14 protein-coding genes and 1 pseudogene are annotated in these 14,098 nt (G+C 33.5%); 12 read left to right on the top strand and 3 right to left on the bottom strand.

Annotation, left to right across the window (positions count from 1 at the left end; translation table 11 throughout):
* Positions 1-148: 148 nt before the first annotated feature.
* Both ACOX6R_RS02455 and ACOX6R_RS02450 read right to left on the bottom strand, forming a co-directional pair.
* Positions 149-1,987, bottom strand: coding sequence for an LTA synthase family protein (locus tag ACOX6R_RS02455; protein WP_433446880.1), 1,839 nt, complete (start codon positions 1,985-1,987; stop codon positions 149-151).
* Between the two features lie 121 nt (positions 1,988-2,108).
* A complete protein-coding gene (locus ACOX6R_RS02450; RefSeq protein ID WP_433446878.1) occupies positions 2,109-3,677 on the bottom strand; it encodes an SH3 domain-containing protein in 1,569 nt (522 codons plus the stop codon).
* Between the two features lie 118 nt (positions 3,678-3,795).
* Here ACOX6R_RS02450 and ACOX6R_RS02445 point away from each other — a divergent pair, with 118 nt between their 5' ends.
* The 5 genes from ACOX6R_RS02445 to ACOX6R_RS02425 are packed head-to-tail and all read left to right on the top strand — an operon-like array spanning position 3,796 to position 6,544.
* Positions 3,796-4,320: a hypothetical protein gene (locus ACOX6R_RS02445; protein WP_433446876.1), complete on the top strand. Its 525-nt coding sequence runs from the start codon at positions 3,796-3,798 to the stop codon at positions 4,318-4,320.
* 11 nt (positions 4,321-4,331) lie between these two features.
* Entirely contained in the window at positions 4,332-5,270 is a 939-nt protein-coding gene (locus tag ACOX6R_RS02440) for a phosphoglycerate dehydrogenase (RefSeq protein WP_433446874.1), read from the top strand.
* Between the two features lie 8 nt (positions 5,271-5,278).
* On the top strand, positions 5,279-5,671 hold the full coding sequence (locus tag ACOX6R_RS02435) for a hypothetical protein (RefSeq protein ID WP_433446872.1): 393 nt from the start codon (positions 5,279-5,281) through the stop codon (positions 5,669-5,671).
* Position 5,672: 1 nt separating this feature from the next.
* Complete coding sequence (locus tag ACOX6R_RS02430; protein WP_433446870.1) at positions 5,673-5,981, top strand: DUF4298 domain-containing protein; 309 nt, start codon at positions 5,673-5,675, stop codon at positions 5,979-5,981.
* A 59-nt stretch (positions 5,982-6,040) separates the two neighbouring features.
* On the top strand, positions 6,041-6,544 hold the full coding sequence (locus ACOX6R_RS02425; RefSeq protein ID WP_433446868.1) for a DNA-deoxyinosine glycosylase: 504 nt from the start codon (positions 6,041-6,043) through the stop codon (positions 6,542-6,544).
* A 128-nt stretch (positions 6,545-6,672) separates the two neighbouring features.
* On the opposite strand, the gene ACOX6R_RS02420 is transcribed toward ACOX6R_RS02425, so the two are convergent.
* Positions 6,673-7,974, bottom strand: a complete 1,302-nt coding sequence (locus tag ACOX6R_RS02420) for a helix-turn-helix domain-containing protein (RefSeq protein WP_433446866.1) — start codon at positions 7,972-7,974, stop codon at positions 6,673-6,675.
* A 119-nt stretch (positions 7,975-8,093) separates the two neighbouring features.
* Here ACOX6R_RS02420 and ACOX6R_RS02415 point away from each other — a divergent pair, with 119 nt between their 5' ends.
* The 7 genes and pseudogenes from ACOX6R_RS02415 to ACOX6R_RS02385 all read left to right on the top strand — a co-directional run.
* Entirely contained in the window at positions 8,094-9,425 is a 1,332-nt protein-coding gene (locus ACOX6R_RS02415; protein ID WP_433446864.1) for a YjiH family protein, read from the top strand.
* Between the two features lie 20 nt (positions 9,426-9,445).
* Positions 9,446-10,135, top strand: a complete 690-nt coding sequence (locus ACOX6R_RS02410; protein WP_433446862.1) for a flavin reductase family protein — start codon at positions 9,446-9,448, stop codon at positions 10,133-10,135.
* Positions 10,136-10,331: 196 nt separating this feature from the next.
* On the top strand, positions 10,332-10,613 hold the full coding sequence (locus ACOX6R_RS02405; RefSeq protein WP_433446860.1) for a co-chaperone GroES: 282 nt from the start codon (positions 10,332-10,334) through the stop codon (positions 10,611-10,613).
* A 17-nt stretch (positions 10,614-10,630) separates the two neighbouring features.
* Positions 10,631-12,253: a chaperonin GroEL gene (groL, locus tag ACOX6R_RS02400; RefSeq protein WP_433446858.1), complete on the top strand. Its 1,623-nt coding sequence runs from the start codon at positions 10,631-10,633 to the stop codon at positions 12,251-12,253.
* Positions 12,254-12,361: 108 nt separating this feature from the next.
* Positions 12,362-13,054 (top strand): hydroxyacylglutathione hydrolase, encoded by a 693-nt coding sequence (gene gloB, locus ACOX6R_RS02395; RefSeq protein ID WP_433446856.1) that lies wholly within the window; start codon positions 12,362-12,364, stop codon positions 13,052-13,054.
* 8 nt (positions 13,055-13,062) lie between these two features.
* A complete protein-coding gene (locus ACOX6R_RS02390) occupies positions 13,063-13,482 on the top strand; it encodes a DUF2188 domain-containing protein (protein ID WP_433446854.1) in 420 nt (139 codons plus the stop codon).
* A gap of 247 nt (positions 13,483-13,729) precedes the next feature.
* Positions 13,730-14,098 (top strand): annotated as a pseudogene (locus ACOX6R_RS02385) (hypothetical protein); the annotation flags it as partial.

Here is a 14,098-nt window from a genome sequence, read left to right as displayed (position 1 = left end):
ATAGGCCTAACAGAAATCTATGATTTCGTAGTAGGTCTTATGCTGTAAGTGCGACTACGCCACATACTTCGTATTCGGGACGCCCAAGGGATATCTTTTCTAATATCCTTTAGAATCATTCCCTAACCTAATATAAAAAAGCAGATGGTCACTCTCCATCTGCTATGTCTTCATATCTAAAGTTTGTATTCATGTAGTACTCCACATGTTTAAATTCTAAGTCGTAGATCGGGCTTGCCTTTTCATATGGCAAAATTTCTTCGCCTTTTGCTCCTGCTATGGTATTAAATATTGGAACTTCTTTTTTCTTATCCATCAAAAATCCTATATAGTCATTTTTAACATTAATTCTATCAAGAGCTGTTGCAAATAGATAAAAGTTTGCGAAATAACCGCCATATCCTGTGAAGTCATCTTGAAATTCTTCTCTTGCCGCGTCATTTGCCCAAATTATATAGGGTGTTGAGTAGTAATTTTTAAAGCCCTCATAAGTTTTTTGGTCGACATTTACTCCCATATCGGAAAAGCCTTCGCCATTTTCTTTAAATCTCGGATTGTGATCGCCGTAGAATATAAGTATAACTGGCTCATCAATTTTATTTAGCTCAATGGTCATTTTAAGAAGTTCATCGCCTGTATCTTTTATGCCCGCCAGGTAATTGTTTATCATGTTGTAGTCTTCTGTGTCCATTTTGTCTTTATATTTTTCTGAAATAAATTCTCCGTCAACGAGCGTGTCACTTCTATATGGTCCGTGGTTTTGCATTGTTACAGTCATATTTAGCGTCGGATTTTTGGAATTTTTTATTGTGTTTACTACTTCGCCAAAGAGAATTCTATCGGGGAAGTAATCTGTGGAGTATTCGTTTTTTATTGAAGGGTCACTTTTTATAAATTTTTCAAAGTAATTTTCTTCATATAAAAATGGTTCAAGTCCCAAAAATTTATTCGTGTTTTTTCTGTTATAAAATTTTCCGGTGAAAGGATGCATGGAGATAGTGTCGTAGCCGTTATCTTTTAAGAGCCACGCGAAAGTGTTTTTGTTTTTTACATAGGGCGTGTGCTCAATGTAGCCTGCTGCGACGCTTCTTTCTGTGTGGATTGTACCTCCTCCATAGACGCTATTTATTATTCGTCCATAGATTGAATTTTCTTTTAATTTATTAAATGATGCGTAGGCATCTTTTTTTAGCTCCACTCCAAGTTCGTCTAAATTGTTGTAGCTCTCGCCGAGCATTAGTATTATGTGAGGTTTTTTATCCATCTTCTCGTTAGGATATTTTGAAAGTATCGCCTCCGCTTCTTTTTTGTCGTATCCATCGGGCGCGGGGAAGAAGTATCTCGTCCATGAGTTGATGAATGGATAGACAAGGCCCCTTGCCTTTGTCCTTTCAACGTCTAAGAGGTCGCCATATCTATCGATTTTATTTTCGTTAAATATTTCTGAATCAAAGTAAATTGTCTTTAAAAACATAGGCGATATAAGTATCAAGATTGAGAGAACTATCCTCGTTTTTCTTTTTATGTAGGCGTCGTTATATTTTTTTATGAAAAATATTGAGACGATTATTGTGAGGATAAATATTATTGCGTTTCCCCTAAAGAAGTGAAGATCGTAGCCTTCTTTTACCATGTGACCTGCTTCTTTTACCAAGAATAAATCGGCAATGCGCAGGTTTTCGTCCCTTTGTATCAGTTTATTTTGATTTGCAAAGCCCATTAGGTTTATTAAAAATCCAACGATTAAGAAGGACAGTCCAACTTTTGTAGTCACAAAATAAATTAAGAGTAGGGATAAAAATATTGGCAAGAAATTTAAAAATAATAGAAAGGGCTTTTGCAAAAATAATAATATATTGTCGTAGCTCGGTGCGTTATCAACCCACACCACGCTTATGAGTGTGAGGGATAGAGCCATTAAAAATAATAATATTAAATCTAGGGGCAGATTTTTTTCTTTCGGAAATTTTTTCTTATAAGTCTTCATAAATGCCTCCTCGAGATGATTTTTTATATTATATATCTTTTTAAATTTTTTGTAAAATTTCTGTCAAGTTTTAATTATTTGCACAAAAAAAGAAAGCCCGAAAGCTTTCTTAGTTTTTTATTTAATTTAGAGTTTTATCAGAGATCCAACCTTTTAGAATTTCTCCAGTCTCAATGTCCTTTGCCTCAACATTACACCAGACTCTTTCGCTTCCCTCAATCTTTGTCTCTTTCACGTAGACTTCTGTGTTCTTTTCAAGCACTCTTATTACATCGGAGTTTACATCTGGATCAACTCGAAGGTTTGCCTTTTGTGTTATTACTTTTTTGTAATTGTGAATCAAATTCTTTGCACGCTTTGCCATGTCGGCTGGGTCGATTTTTTGTGAATTTTTTTCAAATTCTTCTTTTAACTTCTCGTCTTCAATAAGATTTTTGTTGTACTCAATTTCTTTTTTTAGATTCATTGCGCGAGCTGAGTCATCAACTACATCGAGATATGAATTTAATGAGTTTATGGCATCTTCTTTTTCGGAGTTTTTAGAAAGTGCCTCTGCGTTATTAATTATTATGTCCTCAATTCGACTTAGATTTTCCTGTGCCTTGTCAAAATTCTTTTTGTCCTCAGGCACAACTTTTTTAAAGTTATACGCTGCATTAATATATTTGTCCTTGTCCAAGAGCTTGGTGCCCTTTTCGAAGTGGTCATTAGAGTTTACGAGCTTTACAAGTGCATCAATTTCTATTCCAAAGTTTGATGTTGAAGACTCGTCAATGCTTTTATAAATTTTAAGAGCCTTGTCGTATTCGCCTTCGACGATTAGGGCGTTGGCCTTTTCAATGCTCTTCTCAGTCCTTACCTTTGTGGCAGAGTTTTCCACAAAGAGTGCAAGGATAATTACTATAATTATTCCTGTGATCGTGAGGACTAGTTTTTTGCCGAAGAACTTTGGCATCTTAATCATTTCATTTAAGTTTGTCCTATCACTTTTTATGGAGTCTGTAGAAGGTGCAACTTTGGATAGGTTTGTTTTAGTCAGATGAGTCTTTATCTCGTTAATTCTCTCATCCTCAGTCATTGTGCTAAAGTTTGTCGTCTCCATTATGTTTAGAATTTTTTGGTTTATCATCGGCTCAGTCAAATTATTTAGCACGAAGGATTTATTTCTGTTGCAGAATCTGCAATTTTCTTCATCTTTTAAATTAATTGCACCACACACGCATCTCCAGTAATGAATGTGGTTTTCGCCATAGGTTTTAATTTCTCCTCCCAAGTTGTGCTTTATGCTCTTGCGCTTCTTTTCGGGAATTACTGGAAGCTTTGTTTCAAATTTATGTGAGTTTAAAACTATCTGTTTCTTTTCAGTTTGATAAGATGAAATGTATAAGTCGATGGCTCGCGCCTTTGTAAATCTTTCATCGAGCGGTATTGGCTCGAGATAATATCTTGAGTGAGGGCTTACGCTTATATTTCTTTTAAACAAGAACTCCTCTCCGTTAAAGAGATAAGATTTATCTTGACCTTTAAATTTTACTGCAAATTCTACTGCCTTAATGTATTCATCGGATAGGTTAAGTATATCAATAACCATAGAAAAATCGCCGTCAACAAGTTCTGCATTGGCAATTTGAACATTATCTTCTGGATTAAAATGAATTGTTGTGGGCAAAGTTCTAAAACTTGTATCCATAAAGGGCTCCTTTCATCTTAATAATTATAATATAAAGTATTTCTCTTTACAATCGACGATGCCTGTTCTTTACTAATTTTCACCTTTAACTTATAATAGAAATATATTGGAGGAAGTTATGAAAAAAAATGATGTTAGCCCAAGAATTGTTTTCAGATATAAGAGAGAACTGATTACTTTTTTTAACAAGAGTGTCTTTAAATTTGTGCTGGGAATGTGGTCGGCTCTAATAATTTTTACAGTGAGCTCATTTATGATTGATAGGGAAAAGTTTTTCAAAGAATGGCCACTTTCACTTGTTGCCTTTGCAATCATGGCAATTTTTACTTTTTATATCTATAGGAAGACAAAGAGCTTTTCAAATTATGTTAAGAACTTCAGGGACAATGGCACAAAGACTAGCGGAAAGATTTTGGATGTAGTTGCGCAAAATGGCGACGTCAAAAATCCAAAACTTTTAGTTGAGTATATTGACCCTAAAACTGGAAAAACAGAAAACTTTTTATCAGATGCCGTAACTGGCGATCCCGCTCTACTTTTAAGTTCAAGAGATGTGGATGTGTATGTATTAGGCGAGGAAAAATTTGCAACTAACTTTAAACTTGCCTACGAAAAACAAAGGCCCTACGGAAAGAGACGTTAAGGAGAGGTTTTATGAAAATTCTTACAACTGAAAGAATTGCGAAAAAGTTTGGCGACGTAATACGTGATTTGGGATACGAAATCGTAACTTATGACGAAAATGATGTAAACGCAAAAGAAGATTATGGTGAAGACATTATAATTGCCTCCATCAAGATGCGAGGAATGGACATTACAAAGCACAAAAACTTAAAATATATCTTCACAATAACTGTTGGAATAGATTATTTGGACCTAGACTATTTGAAGGAAAACAACATACTACTTACAAACAACAACGGAATGTACTCAGAGCCCATCGCCGAGTGGGTTGTATATGGACTGCTTCAAATCGAAAAACAAGACAGATTAAATATAAAAAATCAAGAAAACAAAATTTGGAAACAGAGATCTCACTCCTTTAACCTTTATGGAAAAAAGGCACTCTTTCTTGGAACAGGCTCAATAGCAAGAGCAAGTGCAAAAAGACTTAGAGGATTTGAAATGGAGCTTAACGGATTTAACACAAATGGAAGAAAGGTCGAGCCATTCACAAATGTATATTCAAAAGATGAACTCGACGACGTGCTAAAAGATATGGACTATGTAATAATGTGCCTGCCAGGAACAGAGTCAACTCATCACTTCCTAAATAAAGAAAGATTTGAGAAGATGAAGGACGGCGCTGTAGTAGTAAATATATCTCGCGGTGCCACAATTGATGAAGAAGCGCTTATAGATGCTCTAAAAAGTAGAAAGCTAAAGGGTGCATCACTTGATGTATTTGAAAAAGAGCCACTTGATAAAAACTCTCCACTTTGGGAGATGGATAATGTATATATTTATCCGCACATTTCATTTAGTTCCGAAGACAACGAAGAGAGGGAATTTAAATCTGCATTAAACAACTTAAAAGCTCTAAAGGGCGATGGAGATTTTATAAATATAATTGACTTTGACAAGGGATATTGAGGTGAAAATTGAATTCTGATGTAAATAGCTTTTTAATAAGCTTTGGTTTTGCAGTAATATTTATCGGTGGAATTTACTTCTTTATGTTTAGAAAAAATCCAAAGTACAGAAAATCACTAAGAAGTGAGTGCAACAAAGAAGTACTTGGAGAAATAATAGAATATAAAGATCCAAAATTTGGCGATGAGACTATTAAAGTAAAATACAAAGTTAATGGCAAGACCTATATATTAAAAAGTGAAGTAAATAGAATAAAGACAGATGTGCAAAGACTTGGCCGAGTGCCAATATCCTTCACCGAAAAAACAGGATTTTACTTAAAAGTTGGCGGCAAGGTAAAAGTTTTATACAAAGAAGATGACCCGACGATTGCCTATATAGAGGGAAACTTAGGAGAATAAAATGGAAAAAAATATAGATAGAGTTCGCAAGATGGAAGAAATTTTAGATGACTACTCTAAAACTTTAAGCGAGTTTAACGAATCCTTTAAACATTTAATTGAGGCACAAGATAGGTATGAAAAATTAAAAGACTATTACGGCAGCGACGATTACTTTGACGACTTGGAAAGTTGGGATAGGGGAGAATTTCCAAAGGACCTAAGATGCGGTGTGCTTTCAGAAGATGCCGTGTTTAACCTAATGGGAGATAACTTCTCTACAGCAATTAAAATGCTTGAAGTCGCAACAGAGATGGTAAAGAAACATTAAAATAGAAGCCTTGGGGCTTCTTTTTTGTTGTGAATTTAAAACAGTACTACGGAGGAAAAATGAAAGATAAAAATTACGAGACTATAACGCATCCCCTTACACCCGTCTATGACGAAAATTCAAAAATATTAATACTTGGATCATTCCCGTCAGTGAAGACGCGTGAGTACGGATTTTTCTACGGACATCCACAAAATAGATTTTGGAAAATAATGGAGGCACTCTTTAAAGAGGACTTGAGCGGAGAGATAGAAGAGAGAAAAAAGTTTTTATTAAAACATAAAATTGCACTCTACGACTCAATATATAAGTGCGACATAATAGGATCAAGTGATGCCAGCATAAAAAATGTAGTGCCATCAAACTTAGAAAAAATAAAAGAGACTGCAAAAATAGAAAAAGTATTTTGTAACGGTGGAACATCTTTTAAATATTACGAAAAATACCACGCCAAAAAATTAAAAATAGAAGCAGAAAAACTTCCATCAACAAGTCCCGCCAATGCGAGATATAGATTAGAAGATTTGCTCATAGAGTGGTCTGAGATTTTAGAATATTTGTAGGAACTTTTTAAAATTATAAAAAAAGAAAAATTTTTAGACATTATTTAAATATTAAAAGATCTGCAACTTTTATTAAAATAGTTGCAGATAAAAAAATCTTTCTATTAGTTTTGATTTTTTTTGTAGCCCTAACTTTTGGACTTTCTTCTAAATTCTGTTGGAGTCATACCGACAAAATTTTTAAAAGTTTTTGAAAAGTAGCTGAAGTTTAAAAACCCCACTTCTAGAGATATTTCTAGTACAGTCTTGTCCGTTACTTTTAAGAGAGTCTTTGCATTTTCTATTCTAGTTTTCATCAAGTAATCTATAAAATTTATTCCAGTTATTTTTTTAAAATTCCTGCTGAAATAGTACGGGGAAAATCCAGCGATGTAGGAAATCTTTTCTAAACTTATATCGAGCATATAGTATTTTTTAATATAAGATATAGAAATATTTATGCCCCTCTTTAAAGTGTCCGATTTTTCTAATGAGCTAATTATTTTATCTATATATTTTTTCAAGACTCTGCTGATTTCGTTAATCGTTGTAGATTTTATTAATTCGTCTATGCTTTCAACTACTAATGGATTTAAATTGTTTTTATTTTCTTCAAAGTTAAAATAATTAGAAAACTCAAATATATAAGTTATGCTTATTGATTTTATATAATTGGGGTCGTAATTTTGCCTTTTAAAAAATGTTGAAATATTATCTATTATTTCATGTGCACTTTCTGAGTTTCCGTGTCCAATATTGATGGTAATGTCGTGAAGATATTTATAAATATCAAGATGCTCTCCCTGGATATTATTCTCACTTTCATTTCTTACTATACTTCCTCGTCCTTTTTTAAATATATTGTCCAGTGCACGAAAAGATTCTTCGTAAGCGTCATTGATATGTCTAACATCATTTTTATAAGAGCTCATGCCAATGCTAACTGAGTAGTGAGTTATTTCTTCAAGTTTTACAAGAAGTTTATTTGCTATATCTTCTACATACAGAGTGGATTCTTCAGGACTTCTCTTGTCGCAGTCAATTAAGACTATTACCTTATCTGTACCTATTAATGTTGTCGCAATTGACTTTACATCGCGCAAAAGAAAGTTAGTTGCATCTATTAATTTTCTTTTTAATTTGTATCTCTGCGTATTGTCGTCTTTCTCACAAATCATCCAAAAGTTATCATATATAATTGTAAGGACCATATTTGGATTAATGCTGAGATTAAAAAGATCGAAAATAGGTCTTGCATTTTTTGCTCTTTCCATATTTCCATAAATGTAATTATAAATATATTCACATTTTAATATGTCGATTACAATTCCCTTTAATATATTGTTTTTGTATATTTCATTTTTTAGTTCTCTAAACGCTCGTATACCTTCTTCATCGGGATTATCAAGTATATCGAGAAATTCGTCTATGTTGGCATTCTTTTTATCCATATTAATCACCAATTGAATTATAACACATTAAAAGCAATATAATGACAATTGTGAGCAACATATCTCATTGTTAAACTGAAATCGTGTTAGTATAATAAAGTAAAACTTGGAGGTGAACTATGAACGATAATAAGGCAATCAAAGAAAGAGATCTTTACAAGGACCCAGGTCTTTTGCTTAAGTTTATTCTTTTAAGTGCCATTGGTATTTTTATGTTTTTCATTCCTGTTACATACAATGGGGCGACGACAATACCACTTGAGATTACGATTTCATTTTTAATTGAGAAGTTACCTTTTGTGGTTAAGGCTTATGCTTTTATTGTCATAATGATAGGAGCTCTTAGACCTTTTGTGAAGAAAACTTGGAATACTGATAGGGTAACAAGATTTTTTTCATTCTCAAAACTCGTTGGAGCAATTTTTACAATAATTTTATTTTCTGGACATGCACCAGAGGCTGTTGCAAGACCAGATCATGGACCGTTTTTATTCGATTCATTAGCAGTACAGGTAGGTGTTCTTATTCCAATAGGTTCAATCTTTTTAACTTTCTTGATGGATTATGGATTTATTGATTTTATAGGTCAATTTTTAAAGCCTGTCATGAGAAAAATTTGGAAGACGCCAGGTAGAACTGCCGTAGTAGCTGTTGCTTCTTTTATGGGTTCAACGGCTGTTGGAGTTATGATGACTAATGATTTATTTAAAGAGCTTAAGTATAATATTAGAGAAGCAGTTATAGTTGCCACATCTTTTTCAACTGTAAGTATTTCGTTTTTCGTAGTTATTGCAAAAACTGCAAATATAATGGAGCTTTGGAGTGAGTTCTTCTTCGTTTCATTTTTCGTAACTTTTGCCGTAACGGCGATAACTGTTAGAATACCGCCTCTATCAACTAAACCTAATGATTATTACAAAAACCAAAAGGGATTTCCAGAAGAAGATATCGAAGGAAATTTATTTAAAGGTGCTTTAGAAAATGGACTTAGAATTTGTAAAAATGCTGGAGGAGTTTTTAAAACAACTTCTAGAAACGTAATTGATTCTTTTGATCTTGTATTTGAAGTTTTACCAAACTTTATGTCAATTGGACTAATTGCACTGATAATTGCTCACTACACAACAATATTTGACTTTTTCGGATATATTTTCTATCCACTTACTTATATCCTTAGAGTTCCAGAACCGCTTCTTGCAGCTAAAGCCGCTTTCTTAGGATTGGCAGAAATGTTCTTGCCAGTAATGCTTGCAACAGAAGCACCTCTATTAACAAGATTTATTCTTTGTGTAATGAGTATGTCTCAAATACTTATGTTCTCAACTACAATTCCAACAATTGTAGCAACTGAAATACCTGTATCTATTAAAGACCTAGTAATAATATGGTTTGAGAGAACTGTTTTAATATTCTTGATTACCGTACCTATTGCACACTTAGTAATTGGATAATAATAAAAAAGGAGATTAATATGTTTTACGAAACTAAAAAAAATGATCACGGACTACCACATAACCCATTTAAATCTTGTACAGTACCAAGATGTATAGGTTGGCTTTCAACTAGAAACGAAGATGGAACTGATAACATCGCTCCATATTCTCAATTTACAAATTTAACTTTTGATCCACCATATGTATTATTTTCTGCAAACCAAAATATTTTTGATGACAGAAAAAATACAGTAAAAAATATTGAAAGAACTCACGAATTTGTATTCAATATGGTAAGTGAAGATTTGGCAGAAGCAATGAACAAATCTTCTATAGCAAAATTGCCAGAAGGTTATAAAGATAAATTTGAATACATTGGCGTTGAAAAAGAAGAAGCAAAACTTGTCGATGTAGCAATGGTTAAAGATTCACCAGTTCACTACGAAATCGAATATGTTCAAACACTTAGACTTCCAGGCAACGACACAATCAACACAATAGATATTATTATAGGAAAAGTTGTTGCAATTCACATTAAAGATGAATTTATTACTGACGATGGCAGAGTAGATATAGTAGGTATTAAGCCAGTAGCAAGACTTGGATACTTTGACTTCACAGTAGTTAACAATTCTTTTGAAATGGCACCTCCAAAACTTGACGATGAAAAACTTCAATACCTTGTTGATAAAGGACTTGAAGGTATCGCAGAGGCAGAAGAGGAATAAACCTAAAAAATTATTACTTCCCCAAAGGCGACTGTTATATTGGCAGTCGTCTTTACTTTTGTGTTTTTCCACAACAATTGTAATAATTTTGCAAAATATATTCATAAGGGCTTGAAATAATAAAAAAAATGTATTATAATAAGTATTAGCAGATGAGCTAGATGAGTGCTAAAAATATTTTAGGAGGTTTATATAAATGAAACTTAGACCATTAGATGACAAATTAGTTATCAAGAAAATTGAAAAAGAGGAAACAACTGCTTCAGGTATCGTTCTTCCTTCTTCAGCAAAAGAAGAACCAAATATTGCAGAAGTAATTGCTATAGGAAATAAATTTGATACTGACGAGGATATGAAGGGCCTTGTTAAGGTTGGAGATAAAATTATTTTCTCTAAATATGCAGGCACTGATATCGAAGTTGAAAAAGAAGAATACACTATCATTAAGTTTCAAGATATTTTAGCTGTTATTGAATAATAAAGGGGAGAGATAAAATGGCAAAAGAAATTAAATTTTCAGAAGACGCAAGAAAGGGTCTTATTAAGGGAATTAACACTCTTGCAGATACTGTAAAAGTTACTCTTGGACCTAAGGGAAGAAATGTTATTTTAGATAAAGAGTTTGGCGCACCACTTATCACAAACGACGGTGTTACTATTGCAAGAGAAATCGAATGTGAAGATAAATTTGAAAACATGGGAGCTCAACTTTTAAAGGAAGTTGCTACTAAGACAAATGATGTTGCAGGGGACGGAACTACAACAGCAACACTTCTTGCACAAGCAATTATCCGCGAAGGCATGAGAAACTTGGCAGCTGGTGCCAACCCAATGGTTCTACAAAGAGGTATTAAAAAAGCTGTAGATAAAACTGTAGAAGAAATCAAAAACTTCTCAACAGAAATTTCTTCTAAAGAAGCAATTGCACAAGTTGCATCAATTTCTGCTGCTGACGAAAGAGTGGGAGCACTTATTTCTGATGCAATGGAAAAAGTTGGAAACGACGGAGTTATAACTGTAGAAGAAAGTAAATCTATGGGCACACACCTTGATGTAGTTGAAGGTATGCAATTCGACAGAGGATACCTATCTCCTTACATGGTAACTGATACTGACAAAATGGTTGCAGAACTTGAAAACCCATATATTTTAATTACAGATAAAAAGATAAATAATATTCAAGATATCCTTCCACTTCTTGAGTCTGTCGTTCAACAATCAAGACCTCTATTAATCATTGCAGAAGATATCGAAGGCGAAGCTCTTGCAACATTAGTTGTAAATACTTTAAGAGGAACATTAAATGTTGTTGGAGTTAAAGCACCAGGATACGGCGACAGAAGAAAAGAAATGCTTCAAGATATTGCAATCTTAACTGGTGGTAAAGTTGTTTCATCTGATTTAGGCGAAGATCTTAAAGATGCAACAATTGAAGTTCTTGGAACTGCTTCAAAAGTAAGAGTTGAAAAAGAACTTACAGTTATCGTTGATGGAGCTGGCGACAAGGCAGAACTAGAAAACAGAGTAAACCACATTAAAAACCAAATGGAAGAAAGCGACTCAGAATTCGACAAAGAAAAACTTCAAGAAAGACTTGCAAAACTTGCAGGTGGAGTTGCAGTAATTAATGTTGGTGCAGCTACAGAGGTTGAACTTAAAGAAAGAAAACTAAGAATTGAAGATGCACTTGCAGCAACAAGAGCAGCAGTAGAAGAAGGTATCGTTGCAGGTGGTGGAACAGTTCTTGTTGACACAATTAAAGAAGTTTCTAAACTTGTTGACGAACTTGAAGGCGACGAAAGAACTGGAGCAAACATCATCTTAAAAGCACTTGAAGAGCCACTAAGACAAATCGCAGAAAACGCAGGACTTGAAGGTTCTGTAATCGTAGAACACGTTAAAAACAAAGAACCTGGCGTTGGATTTGATGCAGCTAAATCAGTTTATGTAAACATGAAAGAAGCAGGAATTGTTGACCCAACTAAGGTAACAAGATCAGCACTTCAAAACGCAGCATCAGTTGCAGCAATGGTTCTAACAACAGAAGCAGCTGTTGCAGAACTTCCTAAAAAAGAAGAACCACAAATGCCAATGAACCCAGGCATGGGCATGATGTAATAAATTAAATAAGTTTTAATTAGCATTGTCACTTAAGGTGGCAGTGCTTTTTTATTGCAATTATTCAAGAAATATTTAATGGGTATAAAAGCAAAAAGGAGGGTTTTTATGAAAATTAATGCAATTAGAGCTTTTTCTGATAATTATATTTGGATTATTGAAATAGATGGAGAGTATGTAGTAGTTGATCCAGGTGAGGCAGAGCCAGTATTTGATTTTTTAAAGGACAAAGCACCAACAGCAATACTCTTAACTCACAAGCACTCAGACCACGTTGGTGGAGTGGAAGAGATTGTAAAAAAATATGGGGATGTAAGAGTTTTTGGGCCGAATGAAACAGCAAAATATAATGACGTGTCGCTAAGTGGAGGCACTGAATTAGAATTACTTGGAAAAGTATTTGCAGTTATTGACACTCCAGGTCACACAGAAGAGCACATATCATATTTAGTCGATGACAAACTATTTTGTGGCGACGCACTATTTTTGGCAGGATGCGGACGAGTGTTCACAAAAGACTATGCGGCGCAGTACGAAACCATGAAGAAATTTGCAGCCCTTGATGATGAAGTAGAAGCCTATCCAGCTCACGAATATTCACTATCAAATCTAGAATTTACGATGAAGTACAGACCAAATGATGCAGTGGAAGAAGAGTACGAAAGAGTTAAAAAGTTAAGGGACGAAGACAAAAATACTTTGCCAACAACTATAGGAAAAGAAAAAGAAATAAATCCATTCATTAGAGCAAAGGACTTAGATGAATTTGTAGAACTAAGACTTGCAAAAGATAAATTTTAGGAGAAAATATGCCATATACAAAAAAAGATTATCCCGATTCAATGAAAAACATGAATAAGATAGCTAGAATTAAAGCGATAGATATCTTAAATGCAATGTTAAAAGATGGATATGATGAGTCAAGAGCAATTCCTATTGCAATTTCTAAGGCCAAAGATTGGTATGAAGATGCATCAAATAAAGAAAAATCAGAAATGAAAAAAGAAGATGTTACAGATCACAAAAAGGATGTAAATTCATCTGCCAAACTTCAAGATGCCGACGTAATTGTTGAGTACTCAGAGGAAGATGGAAAGTGGCGTGTAATCTCAAAAGGTGCAGAAAAAGCAGACTCTCTTCATAAAAAGAAATCTGATGCTTTAGATAGAGCAAAGGAAATGCTAAAATTTAGAGAAGCAAAACTTATTTCCAAAAAAAGAAGCGAATAAACTGAGGGCTAAAAATATTTTTTGGTGAACTGTTTTATTTTTATAAAAAGCAAGTATAAATGGTTTTAAAATTATTGACACTTTTCATTTTAGCTTTTATACATGAGAAGTGTCAATATAATGTATTTCATACAAGACTAAGGGCAAAAGAAATTAGAACTAATTTTATTATTTAATCATTTAGTAAAAATAAAGTTTCTTATTGATATATTATTATTATATACTATTGTAAAGCGAGGTGAGTAAGATGCCTGTATTTTCAAGAAGAGCCAGTAAGATAGTATGTATTTTTCTATTACTTATAACTTTTACTACTGCATGTGCAAATAAAAATCTATATGAGTTAAAGACCGATCTATCAGATGAAGAGGGCGTTGAAAGAATAATCTCTCAAATGGATTGGGACGGCGATAAGGTAAAAAAAGTTGAAATCGAGGGCAAAAACATAGCAATTACTATGACAAAGGACTACGCAGATTATGATTTAACAAATGCAAAGAGTTTTTTAGTAAATGCAATAAACTTAATTGTATTGACAGGTGCACAAAATGTAGATTACTTATATAACGATACAAATGGTAATGATACATCATTTTTCTCAATAGATTATGAAGTT

The organism is Peptoniphilus sp., assembly GCF_050943655.1.
Taxonomy (GTDB): Bacteria; Bacillota; Clostridia; order Tissierellales; family Peptoniphilaceae; genus Peptoniphilus_A.
The sequence above is the reverse complement of the archived record's forward strand: the minus strand, read 5'-3'. Positions and strand labels throughout refer to the sequence as shown.